Origin of the sequence: Vibrio penaeicida (assembly GCF_002933855.1) — a bacterium.
Taxonomy (GTDB): Bacteria; Pseudomonadota; Gammaproteobacteria; order Enterobacterales; family Vibrionaceae; genus Vibrio; species Vibrio penaeicida_A.
Window position 1 is genome coordinate 1 of record NZ_BFAQ01000066.1, and the last position, 25,778, is coordinate 25,778.

The 25,778-nt window shown below is 43.9% G+C and carries 23 protein-coding genes and 1 pseudogene; 18 read left to right on the plus strand and 6 right to left on the minus strand.

Features of this window, described 5'->3' with window-relative positions:
* The first annotated feature begins 195 nt into the window (after positions 1-195).
* From VPNCDNU1_RS27625 to VPNCDNU1_RS27685, 13 genes are all read left to right on the plus strand, one after another.
* Positions 196-567, plus strand: a complete 372-nt coding sequence (locus tag VPNCDNU1_RS27625) for an acyl carrier protein (protein WP_104403359.1) — start codon at positions 196-198, stop codon at positions 565-567.
* Between the two features lies 1 nt (position 568).
* Positions 569-1,840, plus strand: coding sequence for a beta-ketoacyl-[acyl-carrier-protein] synthase family protein (locus tag VPNCDNU1_RS27630; protein ID WP_104403360.1), 1,272 nt, complete (start codon positions 569-571; stop codon positions 1,838-1,840).
* A gap of 70 nt (positions 1,841-1,910) precedes the next feature.
* Entirely contained in the window at positions 1,911-3,146 is a 1,236-nt protein-coding gene (locus VPNCDNU1_RS27635; RefSeq protein WP_104403361.1) for a beta-ketoacyl synthase N-terminal-like domain-containing protein, read from the plus strand.
* Positions 3,143-4,432, plus strand: coding sequence for a beta-ketoacyl-[acyl-carrier-protein] synthase family protein (locus VPNCDNU1_RS27640; protein WP_104403362.1), 1,290 nt, complete (start codon positions 3,143-3,145; stop codon positions 4,430-4,432). The genes VPNCDNU1_RS27635 and VPNCDNU1_RS27640 overlap by 4 nt, the downstream gene beginning before the upstream one ends.
* The gene (locus tag VPNCDNU1_RS27645) at positions 4,432-5,322 is read left to right on the plus strand and encodes a hypothetical protein (protein ID WP_104403363.1); all 891 of its coding nucleotides are present in this window, start codon (positions 4,432-4,434) and stop codon (positions 5,320-5,322) included. The genes VPNCDNU1_RS27640 and VPNCDNU1_RS27645 overlap by 1 nt, the downstream gene beginning before the upstream one ends.
* Entirely contained in the window at positions 5,322-6,296 is a 975-nt protein-coding gene (locus tag VPNCDNU1_RS27650) for a polyketide synthase dehydratase domain-containing protein (protein WP_104403364.1), read from the plus strand. The genes VPNCDNU1_RS27645 and VPNCDNU1_RS27650 overlap by 1 nt, the downstream gene beginning before the upstream one ends.
* Complete coding sequence (locus tag VPNCDNU1_RS27655; protein ID WP_104403365.1) at positions 6,293-7,099, plus strand: alpha/beta fold hydrolase; 807 nt, start codon at positions 6,293-6,295, stop codon at positions 7,097-7,099. Before VPNCDNU1_RS27650 ends, VPNCDNU1_RS27655 begins: the two co-directional genes overlap by 4 nt.
* Positions 7,092-7,550, plus strand: a complete 459-nt coding sequence (locus VPNCDNU1_RS27660) for a hypothetical protein (protein ID WP_104403366.1) — start codon at positions 7,092-7,094, stop codon at positions 7,548-7,550. Before VPNCDNU1_RS27655 ends, VPNCDNU1_RS27660 begins: the two co-directional genes overlap by 8 nt.
* 66 nt (positions 7,551-7,616) lie before the next feature.
* Entirely contained in the window at positions 7,617-8,354 is a 738-nt protein-coding gene (locus tag VPNCDNU1_RS27665; RefSeq protein ID WP_104403367.1) for an SDR family NAD(P)-dependent oxidoreductase, read from the plus strand.
* 23 nt (positions 8,355-8,377) lie between these two features.
* Complete coding sequence (locus VPNCDNU1_RS27670) at positions 8,378-9,103, plus strand: 4'-phosphopantetheinyl transferase family protein (protein WP_167404904.1); 726 nt, start codon at positions 8,378-8,380, stop codon at positions 9,101-9,103.
* A gap of 144 nt (positions 9,104-9,247) precedes the next feature.
* On the plus strand, positions 9,248-9,718 hold the full coding sequence (locus VPNCDNU1_RS27675) for a GNAT family N-acetyltransferase (protein ID WP_104403369.1): 471 nt from the start codon (positions 9,248-9,250) through the stop codon (positions 9,716-9,718).
* Positions 9,719-9,742: 24 nt separating this feature from the next.
* On the plus strand, positions 9,743-10,474 hold the full coding sequence (locus VPNCDNU1_RS27680) for an SDR family oxidoreductase (protein WP_104403370.1): 732 nt from the start codon (positions 9,743-9,745) through the stop codon (positions 10,472-10,474).
* Between the two features lie 313 nt (positions 10,475-10,787).
* On the plus strand, positions 10,788-12,383 hold the full coding sequence (locus VPNCDNU1_RS27685; RefSeq protein WP_104403380.1) for a BCCT family transporter: 1,596 nt from the start codon (positions 10,788-10,790) through the stop codon (positions 12,381-12,383).
* A 100-nt stretch (positions 12,384-12,483) separates the two neighbouring features.
* Here the strand turns inward: VPNCDNU1_RS27685 and VPNCDNU1_RS27690 are convergent, their stop codons facing one another.
* The 3 genes from VPNCDNU1_RS27690 to VPNCDNU1_RS27700 form a co-directional block, all read right to left on the minus strand.
* Entirely contained in the window at positions 12,484-12,870 is a 387-nt protein-coding gene (locus VPNCDNU1_RS27690) for a transporter (protein WP_237324241.1), read from the minus strand.
* Positions 12,871-13,455: 585 nt separating this feature from the next.
* Positions 13,456-14,181: a phospholipase A gene (locus VPNCDNU1_RS27695; protein ID WP_104403381.1), complete on the minus strand. Its 726-nt coding sequence runs from the start codon at positions 14,179-14,181 to the stop codon at positions 13,456-13,458.
* Positions 14,182-14,324: 143 nt separating this feature from the next.
* Positions 14,325-16,655, minus strand: a complete 2,331-nt coding sequence (locus tag VPNCDNU1_RS27700; RefSeq protein WP_104403372.1) for a helicase-related protein — start codon at positions 16,653-16,655, stop codon at positions 14,325-14,327.
* 540 nt (positions 16,656-17,195) lie between these two features.
* Between VPNCDNU1_RS27700 and VPNCDNU1_RS27710 the strand changes: the two genes are divergently transcribed.
* The 3 genes from VPNCDNU1_RS27710 to VPNCDNU1_RS27720 all read left to right on the plus strand — a co-directional run bounded on the left by VPNCDNU1_RS27710 (position 17,196) and on the right by VPNCDNU1_RS27720 (position 20,157).
* A complete protein-coding gene (locus VPNCDNU1_RS27710) occupies positions 17,196-18,884 on the plus strand; it encodes an NAD-dependent malic enzyme (protein WP_104403373.1) in 1,689 nt (562 codons plus the stop codon).
* 117 nt (positions 18,885-19,001) lie between these two features.
* Complete coding sequence (locus tag VPNCDNU1_RS27715; RefSeq protein ID WP_104403374.1) at positions 19,002-19,325, plus strand: DUF3392 domain-containing protein; 324 nt, start codon at positions 19,002-19,004, stop codon at positions 19,323-19,325.
* 13 nt (positions 19,326-19,338) lie between these two features.
* Positions 19,339-20,157, plus strand: a complete 819-nt coding sequence (locus VPNCDNU1_RS27720) for a SanA/YdcF family protein (protein WP_104403375.1) — start codon at positions 19,339-19,341, stop codon at positions 20,155-20,157.
* A 58-nt stretch (positions 20,158-20,215) separates the two neighbouring features.
* On the opposite strand, the gene VPNCDNU1_RS27725 is transcribed toward VPNCDNU1_RS27720, so the two are convergent.
* Positions 20,216-21,541 (minus strand): GGDEF domain-containing protein, encoded by a 1,326-nt coding sequence (locus VPNCDNU1_RS27725; RefSeq protein ID WP_167404905.1) that lies wholly within the window; start codon positions 21,539-21,541, stop codon positions 20,216-20,218.
* A gap of 330 nt (positions 21,542-21,871) precedes the next feature.
* On the opposite strand from VPNCDNU1_RS27725, the gene VPNCDNU1_RS27730 reads away from it, so the two are divergent.
* Positions 21,872-22,696 (plus strand): DUF2797 domain-containing protein, encoded by an 825-nt coding sequence (locus VPNCDNU1_RS27730; protein WP_104403377.1) that lies wholly within the window; start codon positions 21,872-21,874, stop codon positions 22,694-22,696.
* A gap of 43 nt (positions 22,697-22,739) precedes the next feature.
* On the opposite strand, the gene VPNCDNU1_RS27735 is transcribed toward VPNCDNU1_RS27730, so the two are convergent.
* Entirely contained in the window at positions 22,740-23,387 is a 648-nt protein-coding gene (locus tag VPNCDNU1_RS27735; RefSeq protein ID WP_104403378.1) for a 2OG-Fe dioxygenase family protein, read from the minus strand.
* Between the two features lie 367 nt (positions 23,388-23,754).
* Between VPNCDNU1_RS27735 and VPNCDNU1_RS27740 the strand changes: the two genes are divergently transcribed.
* Positions 23,755-25,473: a hypothetical protein gene (locus VPNCDNU1_RS27740; protein ID WP_104403379.1), complete on the plus strand. Its 1,719-nt coding sequence runs from the start codon at positions 23,755-23,757 to the stop codon at positions 25,471-25,473.
* A gap of 190 nt (positions 25,474-25,663) precedes the next feature.
* On the opposite strand, the pseudogene VPNCDNU1_RS27745 reads toward VPNCDNU1_RS27740, so the two are convergent.
* A pseudogene (locus VPNCDNU1_RS27745) lies at positions 25,664-25,778 on the minus strand (IS200/IS605 family transposase); the annotation flags it as partial.

Sequence of the window (25,778 nt, forward strand, 5' to 3'; positions counted from 1 at the left end):
AAATAATGTTAATGATATAAAAATTAATTAAATTTATTATAAAAATGCGACGCAGTGCTAATTCTTTTTATCATTAATAAAAGGAAGGATTCCCCACACTTTAAAATAACCACTTTAAATTATTGTTTTACAAGGCTTTTTTATTCATGCTAGAGTTTTAAAAGATATCCAGACACACAGTAAAAAGGAAATGAGATGTTATTTAATGAAGTAAGTGAAATTCTTGTGGAAGTATTAGGTGTTGAACCTGAAGAAGTAACAGAACAGGCAAATCTGGTTGATGACCTCGCAGCAGAGTCAATAGATTTTGTCGATATCATTTATTCAATCGAACAAAAGTATCAACTTAAAATATCGGCTGGAGATATATTCCCAGCATTTTTGCAAGAAGAGAGTTTTTTAAACTCAGAAGGAAAGGTTTCTGAAGAAGTAATTTCTAGGCTGAAAACTGACTATCCTCATTATTCCGACTCTGTTATTAATGAGTTTATAGATAGCCAGTCGGCAGATGTATTTTTCAAAGTTGACAGTTTAGTCAATTTCGTTTCTCACAAGCAGGCAGCATAATATGAAACCTTCAGATGTCGTCATTACTGGAATGGGTTTATATACATCATTAGGATATACAGTTCCAGACGTATGGAATCGAGTTTTAGATAACCAATCTGGAATTAAACTAATCAGCCACCAAGACTGGCTGTCTGGTCATGGTGTTCATCTGTTGGCTTCTTGCAAAGACTCGTTTGATTTTTCTAACTTCTTTAGAAGCTGGAATATCAACAAAAAAAACTTGAGAAACATGGGCAGAATAAGTTCGATGTTCTGCCATTCTGTATTGAGCGCACTTGAAGACGCGGGCTTCGATTCTCATCAATCACTACCTAGGCGTTCATCAGGAATGATCGTCGGAACAGGAGTGTCACTGTGCGATGAGCATCAGCCTACCCCTCCCGCTTCTCGAAATCCAAAATGGTTTCTCGATACCTACCCAAACATTGTACTTGCTCAATCTTCGGTTGCGACTGGGATCACTGGCTATGGAAACACTATCGTCAATGCATGTACTAGTGCCAGTCTCGCTATCGGGCAAGCTTACAATATGATTCGCTCGGGCGAGGCGACTGTAATGGTTGCAGGCGGTGCCGACAGCCGGCTTTCTCCTTCGTTTCTCTCTGGATTTAGCCAGCTCAATATGCACTCAAAAAGCGATGATGCGATTCGCGCCATGCGACCATTCGACAAACTCCGAAGTGGGTTTGTACTTGGAGAAGGTGCCGGAGCATTGGTGCTTGAGAAGCGAGAGCACGCAATTCAAAGAGGGGCGAAAATACTGGCCAGCGTCGCGGGTTTTTCATCATCAATGGACGCCTATAGAATGACAGATCCCTGCCCAAAGGGTAAAGCGAAAGCAATGCGCGGTGCACTTGCTGATGCAAACCTACAACCACATCAAATTGATTACATCAACGCGCACGGCACTTCAACGCTTTCTAACGACAAAGAAGAATCGAAAGCGATTAACGATGTTTTTCAAGGCCACTGCCCATTAGTGAATAGCAGTAAAGCAATGTTAGGGCATACATTAGCCGCGAGCGGCGCAATTGAGTCCATCATGTGTGTCCAAAGCCTAATCTCCCAAACACTGCACGCCAACCCAAACCTCGATCATCTCGATCCGTCGTGCGATATCAATTTGGTTGGGAAATCCCCTATGTCTCATCGTCTTCGTTACTGCATGAACAATTCAAGTGGTATAGGGGGATCAAACACCACTTTAATATTTGAACGCAATTCGATACCCGAGATAAATACAGAACACGCTAATACGTTTCAAATTTAGCATCGAAGCTGCTTAGGCTCAGATAAATTTAACCTCGGAACATATTAGCCTTAAAAATAAGGAAATACTCATGCCAACACCTGTTGCGGTTATTGCCGGACTGGGCGGGTTTACTTCGCTCGGAATAACCCTAGAAGAACATTTAGCAGGCCATCAGCAAGCCGAAACTGGGATTCGATTTAATGACAACTATCCCTATCCGCTTGGTGCTGTGCCCAATTTCAATCCTCGTGATTTTATTAAAGATAAAAAATCCATTCGCATGATGACTCCACAAGTTAAGCTTGGTGTATCAAGCGCAGCGTTAGCTTTTACCGATGCACAATTGGATTCCAACCAGCTTACTCAATACGAAGAAACCAGTGGTGTTATCTACGGCTCCTTTTTCTGCCAAGGATTTCAAAACAGTACATCCCCTTATCTTGCTTGCCTAAACGATGATCTATCCATCAACTATGAATCGTTAGGTTTAGAACATTATCGGCAATTCCCACCCCTGTGGATTTTACCCCGCTTGCCCAATACGACTGGCGGGCAAGTGTCTATTCAATATGGGCTGCGCGGAATGAGTTACAGCATCGTGAATGGTCCGGCTGGGGCCGTTATGGCAGTAGGTGAAGCGATGGAAGCCATTCAAGATGAGCGTGCCAGTCGTATTCTTGCTGGCGCTTCAGAATCAGAAGCTTCGGTTGATCATGCCTTTCGGCTAGAACAAAAACATCCCGTTGCTAAAACGTTAGAAGATGAAGGCATTGTATCGGCTGAAGCAGGGGTTAGCTTTGTTATTGAAAGCAGTGAGATAGCAACTCGGCGTGGTCTCGATCATTATGGTGAAATTGCCGCTTATCAAAACAATTACTTGCCCAAGCTTTTTAAACAATCGAAACAAAACACCATTTCTGCCATTGAAGCGCACTTAAAAAAGCTGCTGCACAAGGCTAACACCCATTCATCGAAGATCGATGCAATCCAACTGACTCTTTCTGGGATTCCTGAGTTAGACGAATGTGAAGCACAAGCCGTATTCAACGTTTTTGGCGGCGACATTCCAATTGTTTGCTCAAATGACTACACCGGATTTGCGTACGGTGCAGCCGGTGGGTGCTCGCTACTTTATGCTTGTCTGCAGTTAAAACACCAATACCTTGCTCCCGTTTTAAACATCGACCGCAAGCCACTGAACAAAAGCCTGAATTATGTAAAACACTTACACAAGAACGCATCACTAAAGCAGGTCATTTGTCACCACATTGACTATCTCGGCAATGAAGTCAGCTTATTGATAAACAAGGAGTCAAAATCATGAAACGCGTGGTCGTAACTGGTATGGGAGCCGTTAGCGCCTTTGGTGCAGGGTCGGAAACTTTATGGCAATCATTATTGGCAGGTGAGAATGGTATCAGCCCTATCAACCATCTGCCTGTTAGCGGTGACATTGTCTCTATTGCTGCCACTATGCCCTCAATGGAAGAGCACATTCTCGCTAACACAAAATTAGCATCAATATCCACGGCAGATCCATCCATCAAAAAATTCTTCCTTGCCATTGAAGAAGCGGTCGAGCAATCGGGGATTGATTTCTCGGATCCTAACTATCAAGACACAGCATGCATGATTGCTGACCGTCCCTACAGCCCGACAATGGATGTCGATGCCTATTTGCCTACTTTTGCAAAAGCCATCACTAGCGGTGATGTTGATCTTGAAGCTTGGCTTAACGAGCTCAGACGATGCCCTACCCTTGCGGCTCGATCACAAGTCGATGATACCGATAGTATTAATCACTTTACCTCGCGCTATTACGATCTTACTGGTCCAAGCTTGAGTGTAGGAACAGCCTGCGCATCAGGTAACAACGCGATTGGCGAAGCTTTTGAGAAAATTCGCCGTGGTCGAATGACGTCTGCCATTGTTGGCGGAGCGTACGATTTCGACCTAAATGCCATGATCGGGTTTACTCGTATTGGCGCACTCACAACCAATCCGAATACGGATACCGCATGTCGACCTTTCGATGCCGAGCGAAGCGGTTTTGTTATGGGAAGTGGGTGTGGCGTGCTCATCCTAGAAGAACTAGAGTCAGCACAAAAACGAGGCGCGAACATTTTAGCGGAAGTAACGGGATATGGTTCTTATACAGACGGATATCGAGCTACGGATCCAGACCCGGAAGGAAGAGCAGCGTGCCGGACTCTAGCAGGCGCATTGGATACTGCTGGGCTAAAACCTGAGCAAATTGACTATATCAACGCTCACGGCACTTCTACCAAAATGAACGACAAAACAGAAACCAATGCGATTAAAAAGGTGTTTGGTGAGCACGCTTATAATGTTCCTGTCTCTTCAACTAAATCTATGATTGGACACGGAATAATGGCAGCAGGTGCATTAGAGGCCATTGCGTGCATTAACGCCATGCGCGATGGTGTGATACATGGCACACGCAACTACCAAACGCCCGATCCAGAACTCGATCTGGATTATGTCGCAGATGGCAAAAGAGAGTTGGAAGTTTGCCACGCGATGTCGAATAACTTTGGCTTCGGTGGTCAAAATGCCACGGTCATATTTTCTAAGTTTGGAGAATCATAGTGACCTCTAGCCTGATACAAAATAACCTTGAATCTCAAGATTTTGAGAATCAAACACTGCGCAGCATTCTGAACATCAATTTAACCGAACATCGCTATTTGTATTCACATAAAATCAACGGTGAGGTAGTTATCCCAACGGTTTTCTTGCTGGAGTACGCCGTTGCGCTGTTACAACAAAGCCCGTTTATTGAAGAATTTGAAAACGGGAAACTCGACATTCAAAGCTTCTCACTGTGCAACATCAAATCTAGGCGCTTTATCCAAGTTCAAGAGAACATCGATAACAAACTGTACATCGAATGGAGCAAGCAAGAAGACGTTTACAATTTATCGATTGGGTGCGACAAACTCTCTAAAGGCGGAAGTGTTATTCGAGCAAACGTACTCGCCCTAACTGCAACACTAGAATTCAAGCGAGATAACGTTCCTACTCACAATAAACCGACTGATGTAGAGCCCATCGAGATATCGGTATTACATAACTTCCGTAAGAAGTCCGCCGCCATTATGGGTTCGCTGTTTGCCACAACGAATTTTTGCTACGAATGGTCCCCAGCTGAATATTGCTTAGACGGCTACTCCGACCTTAAAGACAGCCTGCATTACTACCTTGGCAGCAGCGCCGATATCACCTTTGCAACGCCTGCTCATGGTGCCATTTCCGGCGTGCAGTACCTCGTCTTTTATTCTTACCTGACCAATCGACCTGCCTGGCCAGCTGGTATTGAATCGATGAGATTTTATGGTCCTGTAAAAGAATCACTCCTCATTACACAAGTCTCCCGAGGAAAGGATGACGGTCACGTTAACGTTACCGTCTGGAATAGCTCAGACATGAGCCTAATTGTGGAATTCAAGAACTACCAATTGCAGGAGAAACGCAACTAATGTCGACTTCAACGCCTTTTTTCATTCATTGGGCTGATTCCATCCAAAAGACGGAAGATCGAGTACAACTCAACATCACCATCGATCCCAACAAAATGGTGGCTTTAAAACACCATGTGTTTAATCGCCTTTGCCTATTTCCATTTGCGTATACAACAGAGCTGCTGGTACAAACAGCCGCGCATTGCGCCGGTGTAGACAACCCTTTTCCGCTCTATATCGAAAAGGTTGAACAACTTCGCGGTATCGCCATTCCTTTTGGCAAGACTCAATCACTCACCGTAGATTGCTTCAGAAATAATGTAGGAAAATTCGAACTCAGTTTAACGATGGACTTAACCAACAAAAACGGAAAAGTGATTCGTAAAGACTGTGTCGTCGCAACCGCTATCATTGACGTTCAAAGCCGGCATGAGAATGCTAATCATGATAATAAGCCGAAAGCGCTAAACCCACTGAAATTACCACAATCGCTTTACTACCAAACGTTCCATCCAACTCATGGACCATTATTTCAAACGATTACAGGCGATATTTATCTGGACAATGAACTGGAAGGCATTGCCGGAAAGTTCAATTTAGCGCAATTGGAAAACTGGCAATCAATCCAGCCCGGTCTGCGTTTCTGGTTATCGCCTTTGGCTTTCGATTCCGTTTTGCAACTTTCTGTTCTTAATTGCATTCAAATTGAAAGCACAACCAAACCTCAGTTTCACGCCAAACTGCCTGTTCAAATGGAAGGGGCTTATTTCCCAACCTCTTTCTCTGCCGACACTGAATACACCATGCGCGGCTTTGTTGATAAGGTCGATGACAAAGACCAACAATCGCGCTTTTGCGTAACAAAAGAAAATGGCGAACAAGTTGCTTGGCTCTCTAGTGTGACACTTCGTCGCGCACCTCATAAGCATTTTGAAGCTCGCGACCTCCTTGAAGATTTCGAACAATATCGACATGAAGAGGTAGTCTTGTGAAGTACACCATCCCCGAATTTGAGCTTAGTTACGCAGTCAAAGGCAACCAGAATGCAGAGAGAACACTGGTTTTCCTGAATGGTATTTTTCATGGGGAACCATCTTGGATCAAACAAAGCCGTTTTGCTTTCTTTAAGAAAGAGCACAAGCAAGTGTTTATTGATTACCCTGGATGCGGCGATTCACGCGTATTTTCGGAGTTCTCATACGATCAATTGTGCGTTGCTATTGCTGGTTTACTTGAAGAGTTACGACTGCCTAATATTACGTTAGTCGGATATTCATTTGGCGGAATATTGTCACTGGAACTGGCGAAAAGATATCCGCACCTTATTAGCCAGCTTGTGATGGTGAACTCTGCAATCGATATATCGATGAAAGGTAAAAAAATGATGGCGAACGTTAAGCACATGCTAGAAACCGATGTGCCGCTCGCCACCATATTCCAAGGGACATACTCTTGGTTTTTTAGCGACGATTACTTGGAACAATTAGAGGATTTTCAAACGCTAGTTGTCCAGCGATATGTCGAATATAACCACAACAGGCATTCGGTGATCTCTTTTTTAAACGCTATCGGCGATCGCGAAAATGTCGAACCACTGCCATTAACAATACCTGCATTGTTGGTTGGTACTGAAGGCGATTTTATTTGCCCCCCCAAGCTACAAAAAGCGCTCATCGATTCGAACACTACATTCGAGTGGACATGCCTACCACTAAACACACATGCCGCCAACATTGAAGCACACGCACTCGTGAATCAAAGCATTCGCACGTTTCTGGAGTCCCAATATGATTAGTCCATTTAATTTGTACGTCACCAATGCTGATCAGCAGTTACAGAGGTTTTCTATCTCAACCAAACAAGACTTGCCTGATGAAATCAGTAAAACACTGGCGGAATCAAAACAGCAGATTGTGTTGAGCCATCAAGGAAAAAGCGATGCGCGTGCGTTGGATGAGTTATTCCAAATTTTCCACCAGCTTTATCGACCTTTAATGCGAAAGCGTGGTTGCCAAGTTTGGGTCCATTGGCAACAGAGCGATAACGCCGTCATTCAGAAAGGTGCTCAAACGCTTTGTCAAATTGCAGCGATGGAACTCTCGGGGAAAAAAGCTCGAATCAACTTCATCAGCAGTAATAAAGCAATGGACAGAAACACCTATTTTCAACTACTTGAGCTGAAAGGCTGTGAGTATCTCACTGCGCAATCAGTGCAATGGAGCATGGCAAGTAACTGTCTACCGTAGGCAAGCACCTGTTGTAAATAGACATCTGTTGTAAGTAACCATTTATTGAAGGATTAAGGGCATAAAATGAAAGCGGTATTAATTACAGGCGCAGGGCAAGGAATCGGAATGGCCATCGCGCAGCAGTTTTCTCAATGTGATTACGCGGTATACCTAAATGTCAGAACGCTGACACCAGAAATAGAATCGCAAATTGCTTCACTGCAAGCCAGTGGCGCTGTCGTTCTTCCAATTATTTTTGATATCAATAACGAAGCACAAACACTAAAGGCTCTGGAATCAATCGATAAACTAGATGTGCTGGTGAATAACGCTGGAATACTTCGAGATAACCTGATTCCACAAACATCCATAGAAGACTGGCAATCGGTACTTAAAACCAATTTCTATTCTGCTCAAGATTTGTTTATGCGATGCATCCCATTACTTAAAAAATCGGATGCGCCTTGTGTTATCAATATGGCAAGTATCTCTGGTGTACGGCCAAGGGCTGGGCAAGGTGCTTACGCTGTTGCCAAGGCGATGTTAATTGAATGGACAAAGGAACTTGCCAGTGCTCCGCCCATCGAGCTCGAAGCCTTAACCACTTATGCTATCTCCCCTGGACCAGTCGCCACTGAGATGATAAAAAAGGCACCTTGGTACAAACAACCGGGCGCGTTTGATCGCATTCCTCTAAAGCGGTTTGCACAACCATATGAGGTGGCTGAATTGGCAGTGAGCCTTGCAAAATATCAGTTGTTGGGTAATGGTCAAAATATCGTCTTAGATGGTGGATTTACTCAGACAACCAAAACCGCATAGCCATGGGTTCAAGCACTCCCCATATGGCACCACCACAGCCAAACTCTGTCGAGGTTTGGTTGTGGATTCCTTGCAAGAATTGGACACTCTCAAAGCTTAATGGTCTGTCCAAGTCTGAGCGCACACAATTTCAGTTGAAGCCAGAAACAACCCGGTGGCAATTCGCCGCCAGTAAATTGTTTCAACGTCATGTATTAAGCATGTATATCAATGGAGAACCTAACCAACATGTTGTCTTGAAGAAAACGTTCGGAAAGCCCTACTTGGATAAGGGATCGCTGAAATTTAATGCGTCACACAGCCAAGGCGTAATGGTGGTCGCCGTTACTTCCAAAACTGAAATAGGTCTTGATATTGCTGTTCACAACCATGCATCTAAATGGAAACGAAGAGCCAACAGTGTTTTGCACGAAAACGAATTTGTTGAGAATGCCACGCAGTTTTACCATTTGTGGGCACTAAAAGAGTCGCTGCTAAAAGCGACTGGCGAAGGGCTAATTCATGGCTGTCGTCACTTGTGCCTAAACTCTGACGACTTGAATACAGATGGTTTAAGTACAGATGGCTTAAGTACAGACGGTTTAAATACAGATAGTATCAGCAACGACTCACTCATTAGCTATACCAAGCAGACTCAGCAATGGTGGAGTTATTTACTCCAATCTCCTATTCGCCATGCGAGCTTGGCACTGTCTAGCAACGCTCCGATAAATGATGTCAGAATCATGAGTTTCATCCCTCAAAAGTAAAATTGATTCACCACAAGGTTAAACATTCTATTCCTATCGAGCTCTCCATTCATTTGTATGAGCTCTTTTTCTTGCTCACCTGAGGGCATATTTGATAATGTTCATTTTAATTTGAATGGAAGAAGTAAGAAGAAACAAGAAGATATGGAAATCAAAATCGATAAATTGGACGGTAAAGAAATCGTCGCACTTCTCAATGAACACTTGGATGATATGTACGCAACGTCTCCTCCAGAAAGTGTCCACGCATTGGATCTTAATGCGCTTCAAAAACCCGACATCACATTTTGGTCTGCATGGGACAAAGGAGAGCTTCTTGGCTGCGCAGCCTTAAAAGAACTTGACTCGTCCCATGCCGAATTAAAATCCATGCGTACCGCCAGAACTGCTCGAAATCGCGGAGTGGCTTCAAACTTATTGCAACATTTGCTTTCCGTAGCAGAAGATCGAAAATACGAAAAGATCAGTTTAGAAACGGGCTCTATGGATTTCTTTAAACCCGCCCGCACCCTGTATGAGAAAAATGGATTTGTTTACTGTGCACCTTTCGCTGATTACCAACCGGATCCAAACAGCGAATTCATGACGAAAGATTTGCTTCAAAAACCCTCTTGAGAGCTTACCCCCTAAGGAATACTTATGAACAAGGTTGTGATCGTTACGGGTGGAAGCCGTGGTATCGGTAGAGCCACCTCTATTCTATTGGCTTCAAAAGGCTATCGAGTGTGTGTCAATTATCGAACACGCCAAGATGAAGCAATCGAAACCGTTAAGCTGATTGAAAATGAGGGAGGCAAAGCCATTGCGTGCGCCGCCGATGTATCCGTTGAAACCGATGTTATTCGTTTGTTTGATACAGCAGAAAAAGAGCTTGGAACGCTCACTCACTTAGTAAACAACGCCGGAATTCTATTTACCCAATCTCGTCTAGTGGATATGGATGTTGAACGCTTTAACAAAGTAATGGCAGCCAACGCCACCAGCTGCTTCTTATGCTGTAGAGAAGCGGTGAAACGCATGATTGGAGGCGGTGCTATTGTTAATGTGTCTTCCGCTGCATCAAGGTTGGGAGCACCGTTTGAATATGTGGATTACGCCGCTTCTAAGGGCGCGGTAGATTCATTAACCAAAGGTCTTTCTTTAGAGGTAGCAGCTCAGAATATCCGCGTTAATGCCGTTCGTCCTGGTCTCATTCACACAGACATCCATGCTGACGGTGGCGAGCCTGGTCGCGTTGATCGTCTCGCTTCTTCTTTACCTTTACAAAGAGGCGGCACGCCAGAAGAAGTGGCCAATGCAATTGCATGGTTACTGTCTGATGAAGCTTCTTATGTTACTGGCTCATTTACAGAAATTGCTGGTGGGCGATGACCCAATATACGGCAGTACGACATTTCATTTAGTTCTAACTGCAAAAGCCCCTAAATAAATCACGCATTCTGTAAATAAAATGAGTGCGATTTCTGCTGCATTTTGTAATCTTAACGTGATAGGATTGCACGCTTTTATGATCAACCTCACAGTAATTTTCACTGTGAGGGAAACTCACAATCTGATATCAACCACTTATCTAGACCCGTCAAATACAAATGTGGGCGGATTTCTAGAGCATCTATTGGCGAATGAATCTAAGTTTATCGCGGTAATATTGCTTGGTTTATCGGTTTCAAAAGCGAAAATTTATATGTCTAAAACTATCCTGAGTCCTGAACAGCCCAGTATTGCAGAGGCTGACAGCTCAGCGATTCAATCTGCTCAACATGCCAGTACAACCCTCCAGAAACTTGGATTCAACAACCCTGTATTTTGGCTGAGCGGAAGTTTCCTTTTAATGTTTGTCTTGCTTGCACTCGTTAACACTCCATTACTGTCGTCCTTAATCAATTCTGGATTCAGCTATGCCACTCAGTGGTTTGGCGCGTTCTGGCAAATCTTATTGCTCGTGAATTTTGTGATTGGAATAGTTCTAGCGCTAGGTCAAACAGGTTATGTACGATTAGGTGGGCTGGCGCTACCTGAAATTGACACATTCAAGTGGCTTTCCATTGTACTTTGTACGTTACTTGCTGGCGGTGGCGTATTCTGGGCTGCTGCCGAGCCGATTGCACACTTCGTTTCAGCCCCACCTATTTTTGATGAGTCTTCAGCAAGAGATATGGCGATAAACGCCCTTTCCCAATCTTTCATGCATTGGGGTTTTCTTGCTTGGGCAATATTAGGCTGCCTATCGTCGGTTGTGTTGATGTACCTTCACTACGAGAAAGGATTACCACTTAAGCCGCGTACGCTGCTTTACCCTATTTTTGGCAACAAAGCGATTCACGGTAAACTAGGAAACGCTATCGATGCAGTATGTATTATCGCTGTAGCCGCTGGTACGATTGGGCCAATTGGGTTCCTTGGCTTACAAGTAAGCTACGCGCTGAACGCGTTGTTTGGCATTCCAGACAGCTTTGCTACGCAAAGTGCGGTTATTCTCTTCGCAATGGCTATGTACACCCTTTCAGCATTGAGTGGGCTCAGCAGAGGCATTCAATTAGTTAGCCGTTACAACATCATTCTTTCTGTTGCGTTAGTCTTCTTCATTCTAATTGCAGGTCCAACAAGCTTTATCATCGATGGTTACATGCAAGGCATGGCAACCATGATCGATAACTTTGTGCCTATGGCTTTATTCCGAGGTGACACAGGCTGGTTGAGTTGGTGGACCGTTTTCTTCTGGGGATGGTTTATTGGTTATGGGCCAATGATGGCGATCTTTATTGCTCGTATTTCCAGAGGTCGCACTATTCGACAACTGATCCTTGCGGTAAGCGTCGCTGCGCCGCTAATCACTTGTTTCTGGTTCAGTATTGTTGGCGGCAGCGGTTTGGCGTTTGAGTTAGCAAACCCTGGTGTGATTAAAGCGGGCTTTGAAGGGTTCAACTTACCTGGTGCACTACTTGCCATTACTGAGCAGCTACCTTACTCAACATTGATCGCCATTTTATTCTTAGTGTTAACAACAACATTCATTATCACAACAGGTGATTCCATGACTTACACAATCAGTGTTGTTATCACTGGCGACACCGAACCAAATGCAATGATGCGCGCATTTTGGGGTGTTGTGATGGGTTCAATGGCAATTGTCTTGATCTCTCTCGGTCAAGGTGGAATATCTGCATTGCAGTCTTTCATCGTGATCACTGCAGTTCCGGCATCGTTCATCTTGGTGCCTTGTTTATGGCAAGCGCCTAAAATCGCTCATACGATGGCGAAAAACCAAGGCATTCTGTGATTCTTCACAAACGGGTCTAAAACATACTAAAAACCCCTGAATTCAGTTCAGGGGTTTTCTCTTTTCAATGCATTTAATTCAACACTCAAATATCTGAAATTTAGTCTTGTTCCAACACGATTAGAAATTCATCTTCATTCAGATCCGTGATCACCGAGTGACTCTTCTTACCTATATTGGCTTTCTGATCTTGTTCTAGTTCATAAGGCATAATGAGAGTAATTTTCTCGACCCCTTCGGCTCTTGCCAGCTTCACTAACCTAACAAGGTTTGTTTCATCACTATTTTGAGCGGACAAAGCTGATAAAGCCTGATCCCAGATTCTATCTTGCGGAGTTTGCATTTGATTCAAGCTGTCTTTCCAAACCACACCAAAGATCGGCGCGAAAGACTGAATCGCCTCCAAAAATGTCCATTTCCTGCGGCAAACTACACCTAAAAAAGTGGTGTAATCGAAAACAATGTCCGCCGTTTTAGTTTTATCCATAATGCCCCCCGACATTGAGAATAGCGAAATATCCGAAGACTATTTCTTAAAACACAACGCCTTTGCATCGTTGCTTATCACCTTTTGGTATGTACAATACCAATCGTAGTAAGTAATTACTCATTCTAGCTTGTTAAAACACTCGATAACTGCGTTAAAAAATTTGATTGTAGAATAACTACTTATCGAAATTTTTTGCCTTGTTCTCAAGCGTTTTTCCTTCGCTATTTATGAACACTTACTTACTGTGATTGGTATAACGAAAAGGTTTTGGCAAGGTCAAGCGAACCCTAACGCCATACATGCAATACCACCTGTACTGATGTGGGATTACATATAAACTCACTATTAACCACAATTTGCTATATAGCAATATGATATAAAACAATCGTCTGTTATGACCTTATTTCACAAGAAAAGGCTATAAAAAAGTAGGGTTATTTACACAATATGAACATAGTTGAAATGAATCAGGCGGTAAGGTTTGGAATCTCGCACTTCGACCTCGCTACCGCTTTTACTTGGCCGGATCTTTTACTTGGTGGGCTGATTTGCTTAGCTATTTACTTATTTAACTAAGAAGATTTATTGCCAATTAACCAGTTTAAGACCAATCCCAACTCGAGTATGGCTGTGGTTGTATTCAATCAGCGTTTCTCCGTACCCATGGTAAACTTGGGTATATAAGCCGACAAAGTCATTTATATAGAACGTATACCCAGCTTCAACACCACTTCGGTCTGTATCAAAGTTATAAAATCCGCTTAAATCGAAGACACCAAATGTCGAGTGAATCTTCATCCACGCATTCCATGGCGCGTAGTACTCTGCGATATCTGGGTTTTCCCCAGTCCGACCGAACACAGACCAAGCGTGAATACCATATTCAAAAGGGCCATCAAGCCGCTCAAGAGCGAGGTAAGCTCTATCCCAACTACGAGATAGCGACGCGGTTTGCCCATTAGATTGGTGTTTATATCCCAACTCAATGTTGTTTATGATGAACAGGTCAGGACGATACATCACAAAAATTTGCGGCTTGTAGTTTGTTTCGCGAAAAGGAGAGGAGATTTTATTGTTTGTTGCTTGCCATAATGACGTTTGAGAATAAGCGGCTACCAAGGATGAATTTGATGTAAATTGCAGTAAAGGGAATGAAAAGGAAAATTTAAACTTCGCCTCAAGTGATTGTAGCTCTCCAGCGCCTTCAAACCCACCCGCTATGTAGTCTGCTTTATTAATGTCATTGGTATAACTTCCAATAACATACGTATCCTCATAGGAAGAAATACTGCTTAGGCTTTTAGCCATCAACGGATAAGAAAAAGCGATTGATATTGAAATTCCAACAATGGCGAATAATGGTTTTTGCACCGGCGGCAACCTTTGTCTTTTTATTAGTGTTTTCAAATAGACAAGCAAAGATTACGCCAAAACCTCAGATCAAATAGCTCTTAGTTTTTAATATCAACAATCCGGCTGGCTTTGCGGTATTGCACACGCCATCCGCTCCAACGCGGTAATTCCCATCGTTTCGGGTCACCTTTTCTTAGACCGCGAAGGTATAAAACATGGACAAGCTTTTTACTTGGAAAATACTCTACAGTCAGTTGCAAATCGCCGATATTGAGCAGAGTTGGGAATTTTTCATCAAAATCCTCTCTTTCCCAATATGGAATACCTTCAAATTGAATATCTTCCGGATCAAGTAATTCAAGATCCGCAAGTGTTTCAACGCCGAGGTCTCGTAACTGTTGCTCTAGCCAGCACGCTGCACTTTCTACTCTGTCTTCGGAATTGTTTTTTTCCAGTGCTTTGTACAAGTTCCAAGCCGCGATATCCGCTTTGAGTTTTTCTGCAAACCCTTTCCACGCTTTGCCTTGAATAAGGGCATTGGCAACCGATTCCACACCTTGTGGTTCACTCAAACGTTCGGCAATTACCCGACCTGCGTAGAGATATTGAGAGCGTGTAACCCACTCTTCTTCAATTTTTATCATGTCGCCATTTGCCCACTCTCCGATATCCAGTGCTTCTATTTGCTTCATCGCCATGGGCAACATTATGGTCGCGAGGTTTAGCGTTTGTTTGACCCCTCTTCCCGGTAAACTATGTTGATCCAGTACGACTGCCGCTTCTGCTGTATCGGGAAATCGAGAATCCCTTCCGGCCGTCAACTCACTGTACCCATTGCCCAGAGCTTGCCTACGTTTCTCTCTGCGAACAAAAACAAGCTCGGGATGAAGCCGCGCGATTTCATTTACAAATAGGTTTGAATCGAACCGAGACGCAACCTCTAAATCGGGTAGCGATAGCGCATCCCGCATTTGTCTCGCTAGTGCTTGTGCTTCGCTCAGTACTTGCGCATCAACAAAAATGGCATCACATGACTCTCCGCGAATAAGTTTGATTAGGGTGAGTGCGTCGCAGCCTTTGGGTTCCCATTGGTTGAGTTTTTCTAACTTGTCTTCACTTTCTGGCAGCTTGAAGAGGCGCGCAGGTGTACATAAGACAGCACTTAGATCCACCATTGCTTCGCGCAATGGTTTGGTAGGTAAACGAGTCAGTAAGTCTGCGTACAATGCATCAATAGGAAGTGGATAGAGAATTTCGCCATGAGTGGTAATTGCACCTTGATCATCAATTGCACCCATTTGCGTGAGTCGTTCAATGGCTTGTGCTACCGATTTTTCTGGTAGTGGATCAAGAAAGATTAATGTGTCTAAAGGATACCCACAACTGGCACTGGTTAACATCGCCTCGGTGAGCTCTTCGCGGTGCAATTCTGGTGGTGTTACGGCATCCAGTGGCGCGTGCTCCCCGAACAACCGTACACAAATACCATCTTGAACGCGCCCCGCCCGCCCCGCTCGCTGCTTCGCACTTGCCTTTGAAATGTGCTTTAAGCTCAGAACCGTTCGACCATTTCTTTGCAAAGTACGCCTTTCCAACCCGCTATCTATCACCACCGAAATATTGGGAATGGTCAGTGAGGTTTCCGCTACGTTGGTTGCCAATACTACTTTCTGCTGGTCCTGTTGCTTCAGAGCCAGTTCGCGTTGAGTATCCGATACAGAAGCATGGAGAGGCGTAACAAGCACATCATCTAGGTTAGACAGAGCTTGTTGGCATTGTGTGATTTCTTTTCTACCCGGCAAAAAAACAAGAATGTCACCTTTGGTCTCCTGTAAACAGTGCTCGACCTCGGTTCGCACTTTCTGCTCAATTCCCCTGATATCGGGTAAGTGCCTTGTATCCTTTGCGCGATAACCGACGCTCACAGAATACACCCGCCCCTCTGCGTATATTCGTTTTCCGCCAATGTAATCAACCAATCTTTGGGACTCTAGTGTTGCGGAGGTAACAATCAGGCGGTGCTGCTCTTCACGGCGTAATATAGAAACAAGAAGATCCGTATCCCAACGTCTTTCGTGAAATTCATCCACCATCACCGTATCAAAGTTACTCAGTTTGTTTTCAGAGTACCAGCGCAGCGCCACACCAGGTGTGACAAACACTACTTGAGTGTTTTCGGAATAGAAGCTTTGCAGTTTGATCGCATAGCCGATCTTGTCGCCAAGTTTTGTTCCGTCTTCCTTCGCCAAATATTCAGCCAGTGAGGTACACGCTATTCGCCTTGGTTCAACAACCAATACTCGCCCAAATTTTGTAGCCCATAGCGGCAAGCGAGTCGATTTACCTGATCCGGTTTCAGCCTCCACAACTAAATGGTGCTGATCTATCAAAGAATCAAATTCAGGTTTTATCGCGTCGATTGGAAGCATGAGAAAAGGTCATCTAGAGAAATTTGAAAATGTGGCGCAGAGTATATACCCAAACCTAAGCGATATGCATCGAGAAAGCTCGTTGCGCTGAAACAGAAGATAAAGCTATGAATCCTGCTTCTTGCGGTAGTTTGAGTATAAATAGCAGTTTGAGGCACACAAACCTCAAACTATTGCTAGGGTCTGTTGATCTTTCGAGATGATTTTTGCAGCAATTTGTGGGTGATTTATACAAGGCAGAGCTTATTCGGTGTAGTCACTCTACATCAATGAGCGATAACGCAGTAGAAATAAGCCACAAATGCTGCCCAAAGGGTTCGTTTCTATGCCTTTTACTCATTGTTGCAAGGTATTTGCTTAGAATGACTAGGCTACACACCTTGCGCCGCGATTAAAAGGCATAGAACTCGAACAAAATTTAACCACGAAAGATCAGCAGACCCTAAATAATTAGCGAATTAGAGAAGTTCGGTTTACAAGAATGTAACCAAACCGCTATCATTTCAATCTACGCCCGATACATGTCTTACCGAGTCACTAATGAATAACGATAAACGCCCTTTATATATCCAATACGCGGGTCCAGCTCTTCTGAGTACGCCTCTTTTAAACAAAGGCAGTGCTTTTTCCGCAGAAGAACGCATTTCTTTTAACCTTGAAGGTTTGCTTCCGGAATCGACCGAAACAATACAAGAACAAGTTGATCGCGCATATCAACAGTATAAAAACTTCGAAAGTGATATGGATAAGCACATCTACCTGCGCAATATCCAAGACACGAATGAAACCCTTTTCTATCGCTTAGTTCAAAATCACATCAGCGAGATGATGCCAATCATCTATACGCCGACAGTTGGTGCGGCTTGTGAGAACTTTTCGAACATTTACCGCCGCGGTCGAGGTATTTTTATCTCCTACCCAAACCGTGATCGAATTGATGATTTGATCAACAATGCCACTAACCACAACGTAAAAGTGATTGTAGTGACGGATGGCGAGCGAATCCTTGGTCTGGGTGATCAGGGTATCGGTGGCATGGGGATTCCTATCGGTAAGTTAGCGCTTTATACAGCGTGTGGCGGTATCAGCCCAGCCTATACGTTACCAATCGTATTGGATGTTGGTACTAACAACCCTCAACGCCTTGCCGATCCAATGTACATGGGCTGGCGTCACCCTCGCATCACAGGTGCTGAGTACAACGCATTTGTTGAAGAATTTATGCAAGCCGTCCAGCGCCGCTGGCCGGATGCACTAATTCAATTTGAAGATTTCGCACAAAAGAATGCGATGCCTCTTCTAGAGCGCTATAAAGATCGCGTTTGCTGCTTTAACGACGATATTCAAGGCACGGCTGCCGTTACAGTAGGTTCTTTGATAGCGGCTTGCCATGCGGCTGGAAGCAAACTTTCTGAGCAACGAATTACGTTCTTGGGGGCGGGCTCTGCCGGTTGCGGGATTGCTGAAGCCATCATTGCTCAAATGGTCTCTGAAGGACTGTCTGATGAACAAGCGAGATCACAAGTTTACATGGTCGATCGTTGGGGCTTACTCCAAGAAGGCATGCAAAACTTGCTGGACTTCCAAAAACGTTTGGTTCAGAAAGATGCCAACACCAAAGATTGGGAGTCTGATGACGCAGGATTCTCACTGCTGGAAGTGGTTAAAAATGCCAAGCCAACAGTACTGATCGGTGTTTCTGGTGCACCTGGCTTGTTCAGCAAAGAAGTCATTCAAGCCATGCATGAAGGTTGTGATCGCCCTATCGTGTTCCCACTTTCGAACCCAACAAGCCGTGTTGAAGCGACACCAAACGATATCATTCGCTGGACGGACGGCGCAGCGCTCGTTGCAACCGGTAGCCCATTTGATCCTGTGATCCATGATGGCAAAACGTTTGAAATCGCCCAGTGCAACAACAGCTATATATTCCCTGGAATTGGCTTAGGCGTTCTTGCGGTTTCTGCTTCACGCGTGACGGATGAAATGCTAATGGAGTCAAGCCGAGCTCTGGCAGAGTGTTCCCCCCTAGCCCAACAAGGCACGGGTGCCCTGCTTCCGCCGCTGGAAGAAATCCATATGGTTTCCAAAAAGATTGCGTTCGCTGTTGGGAAGAAAGCTATCGAGCAAGGTGTAGCACTAGAAATTACCGATGATGCACTGGAAAAAGCAATCAACCAGCATTTTTGGCAACCAGTGTACCGCAAGTACAAACGCACAGCGTTCTAAAATGACCTGATGAGTTTCTAATCAATTTACACAAATTGTCGGAAGAAATGCACGTTTCATTCAGAAAAGCCCTTTATGGGCTTTTCTTTTTAGCATGAAACCGTAAGATTAGTGGTTATGTTAGAGATACTTACCACTCTAGGAACGAAACTGGTTCCCTATCTATCTGAAATTTCCACAGCCGTTATCGCCTGCGGATTGGTGGTGTTTGGCTCGGATATTAATCGGGTTATGCGCCGGGTACTTTCTGGTCATCACTTTATCGTACGAACTTTTGCTTTCATTGCCATCAATGCATTTGGGTTTGGTTTTTTCATTGTGAAAATGTCGCCTCTTCTTTCACAATGGCTAATTCACCTTGATCGTGACTGGCTAGTGATAGCCTTGCTATTATGGTTTACTCTTGTGGGTATCTGGGCACAGCGAAATCGGCAGGTTTGATATTGGAACTAGCATGCTGAAACTCTCTCTACCATCTTCATTTATCTTGTGGCTTCGCAGAGCAGCGTTGGCAATTCTGCTATCTGGAATTACCTTACTCGGCGCTCTCCTTTTCATCGATCGTTGGATAAGTTGGCAAACCGAATCACAAGTGTATTTCGAACCTGAAACGCTTCCCGATCACGATGTCGCATTGGTTCTAGGCACCAGTAAATACATCGGCAGAACCCTAAACGACTTTTACACCCACCGCATCAATACTGCTATTCAATTATTTTTGGATAAAAAGGTATCGTCTTATTTATTGAGTGGCGACAATGCGCATCGCTCTTACAATGAGCCATGGACCATGAAACGGGATCTTTTAAAAGCTGGCATACCTGAAGATGCCATCTACCTCGACTACGCTGGTTTTAGAACCCTCGACTCTGTAGTAAGAGCAAAAGCCATTTTTGATGCTGATGATTTTATAATTGTGACGCAAGCATTCCACTGCGAGCGTGCTTTGTATATTGCCAATTATCATGGAATAAAAGCGGTATGCTTGGCAGTACCGGGGCCCACTGGATCGGGTGGTTGGTTTGTTCGTGTAAGAGAAGTGCTTGCGAGAGCAAACGCGCTAATCGATCTCTATATCATTGATAAGCAGCCTAAATTCATGGGACCTAAAGTTCCAATAGAAAGTATCGAAGGTCCGCATTTACCTATCTCACCTTTCGACAATCACTCTTCAGAGCAAGTAGATAACGCACAAGCAACAGAAGAGAGTTTGGAAATAGAAAACGAAAACAAAACAAAAAACGAGGACTCGCCTGAGCCCTCAAATTTCTAAAACACAATATTTCCAATATGGATCTGAGACAGTGTGAACCTGTGCTAACAGTTCTGCTCTAGCTGATCTGCTCTGATGCTTTCTCACAGCGCCGAAAATGAACTTCGACTCGATCTCGTCCTAAGTGTTTGGCTTGATACAACGCTTCATCGGCTCTCGCCATAGTTTCTGTCATTCTTTCATCTTCCATCTCTGCCACACCAGCGCTGCATGTTAATGGCTCACTATGAAGCCATGTATGTTCTCTCACATTGCATAGGATACGCTCGGCAATTTCTTGAGCATGTTCCAAGCTGCTATCTCGACAGAATATAATGAACTCTTCTCCACCCCATCTCACTAAGTGATCGCTAGGACGGATAACAGCACTGACCACAAGAACGAATTCCTTCAGTATGTCGTCACCAATCTGATGACCAAAGGTATCGTTGATTTGTTTAAAATGGTCAATATCCAAATAAATCATCGATAACTTGTCTAAGCCAGTTTCCGTCTGCTTGGCGGCGTTATCCAACCAATTCCTGACCGAGTGGCGATTCCTTGCCCCGGTAAGAGCATCAACTTGTGCCATTTCTGCAAAGCGCGTGTTTTGTTGGCGCAATCGGTCATTAACCGCCTTCAAGTGAAGATGTCGCGCATTCGCTTGGCTGATGGCTGTTAAGTTTCTGCTGTGATCGAACCAAAAGAGTGCTACACCAAGTACTGTCCAAATCAGCACCAAGGTAAGCATCAGCTTTTCTCCATCAACAAAATGCCCTTCAAATTCTATGCTGTTTATTTTGATGTCATGATCACCAAGCTCTGTATGTGAGCCCGTGGCTATCTCAAATAAAACCACATTGCTGAATTCTGGAGCAGCGTGCTCGATATCAGTATCAAAATCCGCTAACCACCAAGTCATTACTTGGAAGTTTTCCATTGGAATGACAAGTGCGCCTTTCCCGACGCCTGGAGCGAACTCTAAACCATTATATTTAACGGAATACTCGTTATCTGCCGTTGAATAGGCAGAGTTATAGTTCCGTAAATACACTCTTAATCGGGCTTCTGGGTCGTTAGAATGGTAGTCGATATTCAGCCTAACCGTATGATAGTTAGATAAATCGATTCCCTTCGTTATATCATTAGAAAGCTGTATAGAAACCGAGCAATATGGCCATGCATATTCGCTCCGGTTTAACTGACATTGAAGACGCGCTTGATCTCCTTCCACCTGCAATTCAGACTCCGTCGAACCACCCGATTGCCTATCATCTGTCGACAAAAAGGTAAAATGCTCAGGCGAAATTGCTAGGCGCTGCGTATCTCCAAATTGGTAATAAAGTGTTATTACCGACAATGTACCAAACAACAACACCAAAAAAACCTTATGTATAAAGCTCAAATGATGTTTTCTATTCATGCTACACCTCATTTAAATGTGTAATACTCCATAAAAAAATGGAACTGGAGTCACACAACAATGCATATGTGCAAGATACCATAACTGTGCTTATAAGCACGAAATTTATGACAGAGATGAAGTCAAAATTTAGTAAATAAAGATGTACATCAATAAAAATCAATGACAAAGACTACCATTCTATATTTAGCTCAAATTACTTGGCATCCCTAATACCTGTAAATCCCATTCGGGGATAATTGATAACTTTGCTAAAATCTACAAACAAAACAAACACACCTATTAAAGGTGTGAACAAATAAGAGTAATGTCATGTCAATCAATACAAAAGGTACTCTGAAAAAGCTGAGTTCTCAGCTTTCAGAAGGTGTCGAATATTCCCTACCCGTCGGTGAAGAGCGGGTTGGACTAAATGCGTTTATCGGAAAACCAATTAAACTCACTCACACTGGTAACATTTTCTGCAGTTCTTGCGGTAAGAAAACCAAAAAAAGCTACTCACAAGGCCACTGCTTTGTTTGCATGAGAAAGCTTGCAAGCTGCGATATGTGCATAATGAAGCCGGAAACTTGCCATTACGAGCAAGGGACTTGCCGAGAGCCTCAATGGGGGGAAGAGAATTGCATGGTTGACCATTACGTCTATCTATCAAACACCTCAAGTTTGAAGGTCGGAATTACGCGTCATACACAGATTCCGACTCGATGGATTGATCAAGGTGCCACGCAAGGGTTGCCTATCTACAAAGTAAAGAATCGTCATATCTCTGGTCTAATCGAAGTAGAACTCGCCAAACACGTCGCAGACAAAACGAACTGGCGGACACTTCTAAAAGGCGACGCTAAACCACTGCCATTAGAAGAACTTGCCAAAGAACTGATGCCTCATGCGAATGAAGTCATCAAGCAAGTTAAAGAGAAATATGGTGAAGGCTCCGTGATACCTCTTGTTGATACTCCCACCGAGATTGCTTACCCAGTACTTGAGCACCCGACCAAGATCGTATCTCATAATTTCGACAAGAATCCAGAAGTGACAGGGGTTCTCAAAGGTATTAAAGGTCAATACCTCATTATGGATACGGGCGTGATAAACGTTCGTAAATTCACATCATACGAAGTTACGTTTGAAGCCTAGAAAAACAAACAAGCTGGAGTGCCACGCTCTCCAGCTTTCTCGATTACATAGCCAGCTTGCCATCCGTCGCCGTTAGAACAAAGACGTCCATATGACCTTCGTTATCACGAATGATTGACCGAATGGGCTGCGCGTTATGCCATAACTTGTGATCATCAAGAATCGCAATTTCTCCATTCTCTAGAACTTTTCTAAAAAATGGGGCTTCGTGGTTATCTTGATAAAGCATGATCTCACCACCTACGATGTTGTGCCTGTCTATACCTACAATCGCAATATGGTCAAACCCGTCTTGGTGGACCCCCTCTGGGGCAACGGGCGTTTCATCAAATACAGTCGCAATGCGTATTTGGTGAATTTCGATTTCTTGCCCAACAGGCAAGGCATTGGCTTCAGCAAACAGCTGACACATTTCGTGCATAGCGTCCCCACTTAAGATATCAGCCTCAATACCTTCAAACTGACGAATCACATCTCCTTGAAAGTGATTGATGTTTTCCGACTGCACGAAATTGTGCCGATTCACTTCTTGCAAGCTATTCAGCAGAAATTTAACAACAGAATATCGCCGAAGCCTATATTGCCCATCAGCGTGTTTTGTATGAGGCAGAGAGTCAAATGAAGGGGACAACTGAGCGATAGCGTTATGGCTAAGTTGAGTGATTTGCAATGTACTTTCATGCGAAAACATAGTGGCGCTCCTAGAAGCTTTTTAGCTACACATCATTCACAAACTAGTTACATCAAGAATCGACCACTTATTCTGCTGGATCAATTTTTTATTATAATATATATCGATCAAGAACCAAATATGGAATATAAAACCACACATAGCGAGATTTAAAGACATATAAACCAGTAATTCACTTGGTAATTTATCAATAACGAAACTCTCCACTAAACACAGCTGTAACACCATGATTTAAATGAATATTAAGTCGCCATTGTGATTCAGATCTTATCTATTTGACCTCTCTCTACTTTATTCGCACAACAGATTGTTATTTAGATCAATAAGTTCTATTCTCGGACGCTATATTTATAAAAGGAGTAGGCTAGTGAATAAGTTAGTCATCGCTGCAGGTATTGCTGCAGTGGGAGCTGGTGGATATCTTTACACCCAGCAGCAGGCATCTCAGTCCGTATCTGTTTTAGATCAAATCCCGTCAGATTCTGCATTTGTTTCAGCGCAATTGACGCCACTGGAACTGGACAAATTTTTGGGTTCTATGGGTAGCGTCCCTTCAATGGACGACATTCTGGAACTAACAGAAACCGATCCACAGCAGATGACGAATCGTGAGACTTTCTTTATCACGCTTGGCGATACTTACTTTAAAGCTATCCAAAGTGGCGAAGCATACAAAGCAGCTTTTGGTGCACCTGATACGCTTACAAGCTACGTATACCTTGTTGGTTTAGCGCCTGTCTTCAAGTTTGATGTTGCTGACGAACAAGCCTTTTGGGCAACGTTCGATAAAGTAGAAACCGACAGTAATTTCAAGCATGTTGCTAAAAAAGTAGGCGATGTGGCTTATCGCTCATACAGCATGGCTGAAGAAAACAATGAAACAAAACTTGAGTTTGTTGTCGCTGTTCATCAAGGCATTGCAACCATTACCCTAGACTCAGCAGACTTTGGGGCAACAAGCCCTCTCAAGATTGCTTTGGGTGTCGAAGCACCAATACAGTCAGTGGCACAAGCAGACACTATTAACAAAATGCTAGCGGCGCATCCTGAACTGGGTAAAGACTCTGTTGGTTACCTCGATCATCAACAGTTCGCAACGGGCTTCACCACAACTGATGGCAACTTGCTTGCTAAGCACATCGCTAAAATTAGTGAGCTAATCAAAACAGAGAATCCGTCTTCGGAAAACCCATTGGCCGTTGTTCAAACGGAGCAATGTAAGACAGAAATCGCTGGTATTGCTGCAAACTGGCCAAGAACGGTATTCGGCGCAACCGTCAATGAAAATATGACGATGGACATGGATATCTTAGTTGAGAGCAAAAACTCAGTGATCCTAGATGCACTTAAGTCTATCCGTGGCTTTATCCCAGCATTGAATGACACTCAAAACAGTGCGCTATCATTTGGGTTGGGTGTGGATGTAAACAAATTGGCACCCGCTCTGAATGCGATATGGCAAGACGGCCTAGCAACTCAATACAGCTGTGCTCCTCTAGTCGAAATGCAAGCAGGTCTTCGTCAGGCGAACCCTGCGATGGTTGGTATGGCAACAGGCTTTGTAAATGGTCTGAAAGGTGTAAGCTTCAACTTGTTTGATTACGGTTTTGGTGAAGGCGAATACGGTGAAGAGCTGAACATGCTGGATGCGTCGCTATCGATTTCAGCCGATAACCCTGTCGCACTATTCCAAGCGGCTCAAATGATGGATCCTTCCCTAGCACAAATCCAAATTCCAGCAGACGGTACACCTGTTGAAGTTCCGCCACAATTGGCTGAGCAATTCGCAGACATTGGTACAGTCTATGTCGCATCGAAAGGCAACCACCTGACGTTTTATACTGGCGAATCGGCAACAAAAGCAGCGACGAACCTGTTCGGTCAAGCTCTAGAATCCAATGGCTTATACAACACTTACATCAGCTACAGCAAACTATTTGGTCCGTTTGTAGAGATGATGGAACGCAGTGGTGAACCAGTTCCTGCGGAACTAGAGCCGTTCATTCAAGATGATATCGAAGCGAACATGACGTTTGATGTGACTGACAAAGGCTTAGCTTTTGAAATGAGCAACATTCGCTACTAAGCCATTTTCTAAAAAGCAGTTCGCTATAGAGCAGCTCGCTATAAAGAAAATGACGCTTTTCTATTTAAGAAGCTTCGTTAATTGAAAAAAGTATCCACCGGCATAGCCGGTGGTTTTTCATATGCGCCTATAAGGCTCTCCTACTGGCTGCGCCCTAGCAGGCGCGTAGTGATCTGACATTTGCATATGACTATTTCCTGCGGCCCGTAAACGGGCTACCCGAATATGGGATCGACAACTGTTCTCCCATTTTATCTTGCTCTAGCTGATGCTTTATATAGCTTTGTATTTTGCCAGTGTTTTTA

Coding starts and splice junctions, on each gene's coding strand:
- VPNCDNU1_RS27625 (WP_104403359.1), top strand. CDS start 196: ATGTTATTTAATGAAGTAAGTGAAATTCTTGTGGAAGTATTAGGTGTT.
- VPNCDNU1_RS27630 (WP_104403360.1), top strand. CDS start 569: ATGAAACCTTCAGATGTCGTCATTACTGGAATGGGTTTATATACATCA.
- VPNCDNU1_RS27635 (WP_104403361.1), top strand. CDS start 1,911: ATGCCAACACCTGTTGCGGTTATTGCCGGACTGGGCGGGTTTACTTCG.
- VPNCDNU1_RS27640 (WP_104403362.1), top strand. CDS start 3,143: ATGAAACGCGTGGTCGTAACTGGTATGGGAGCCGTTAGCGCCTTTGGT.
- VPNCDNU1_RS27650 (WP_104403364.1), top strand. CDS start 5,322: ATGTCGACTTCAACGCCTTTTTTCATTCATTGGGCTGATTCCATCCAA.
- VPNCDNU1_RS27660 (WP_104403366.1), top strand. CDS start 7,092: ATGATTAGTCCATTTAATTTGTACGTCACCAATGCTGATCAGCAGTTA.
- VPNCDNU1_RS27665 (WP_104403367.1), top strand. CDS start 7,617: ATGAAAGCGGTATTAATTACAGGCGCAGGGCAAGGAATCGGAATGGCC.
- VPNCDNU1_RS27670 (WP_167404904.1), top strand. CDS start 8,378: ATGGCACCACCACAGCCAAACTCTGTCGAGGTTTGGTTGTGGATTCCT.
- VPNCDNU1_RS27675 (WP_104403369.1), top strand. CDS start 9,248: ATGGAAATCAAAATCGATAAATTGGACGGTAAAGAAATCGTCGCACTT.
- VPNCDNU1_RS27680 (WP_104403370.1), top strand. CDS start 9,743: ATGAACAAGGTTGTGATCGTTACGGGTGGAAGCCGTGGTATCGGTAGA.
- VPNCDNU1_RS27685 (WP_104403380.1), top strand. CDS start 10,788: ATGTCTAAAACTATCCTGAGTCCTGAACAGCCCAGTATTGCAGAGGCT.
- VPNCDNU1_RS27690 (WP_237324241.1), bottom strand. CDS start 12,870: ATGGATAAAACTAAAACGGCGGACATTGTTTTCGATTACACCACTTTT.
- VPNCDNU1_RS27695 (WP_104403381.1), bottom strand. CDS start 14,181: ATGGCTAAAAGCCTAAGCAGTATTTCTTCCTATGAGGATACGTATGTT.
- VPNCDNU1_RS27700 (WP_104403372.1), bottom strand. CDS start 16,655: ATGCTTCCAATCGACGCGATAAAACCTGAATTTGATTCTTTGATAGAT.
- VPNCDNU1_RS27710 (WP_104403373.1), top strand. CDS start 17,196: ATGAATAACGATAAACGCCCTTTATATATCCAATACGCGGGTCCAGCT.
- VPNCDNU1_RS27715 (WP_104403374.1), top strand. CDS start 19,002: ATGTTAGAGATACTTACCACTCTAGGAACGAAACTGGTTCCCTATCTA.
- VPNCDNU1_RS27720 (WP_104403375.1), top strand. CDS start 19,339: ATGCTGAAACTCTCTCTACCATCTTCATTTATCTTGTGGCTTCGCAGA.
- VPNCDNU1_RS27730 (WP_104403377.1), top strand. CDS start 21,872: ATGTCAATCAATACAAAAGGTACTCTGAAAAAGCTGAGTTCTCAGCTT.
- VPNCDNU1_RS27735 (WP_104403378.1), bottom strand. CDS start 23,387: ATGTTTTCGCATGAAAGTACATTGCAAATCACTCAACTTAGCCATAAC.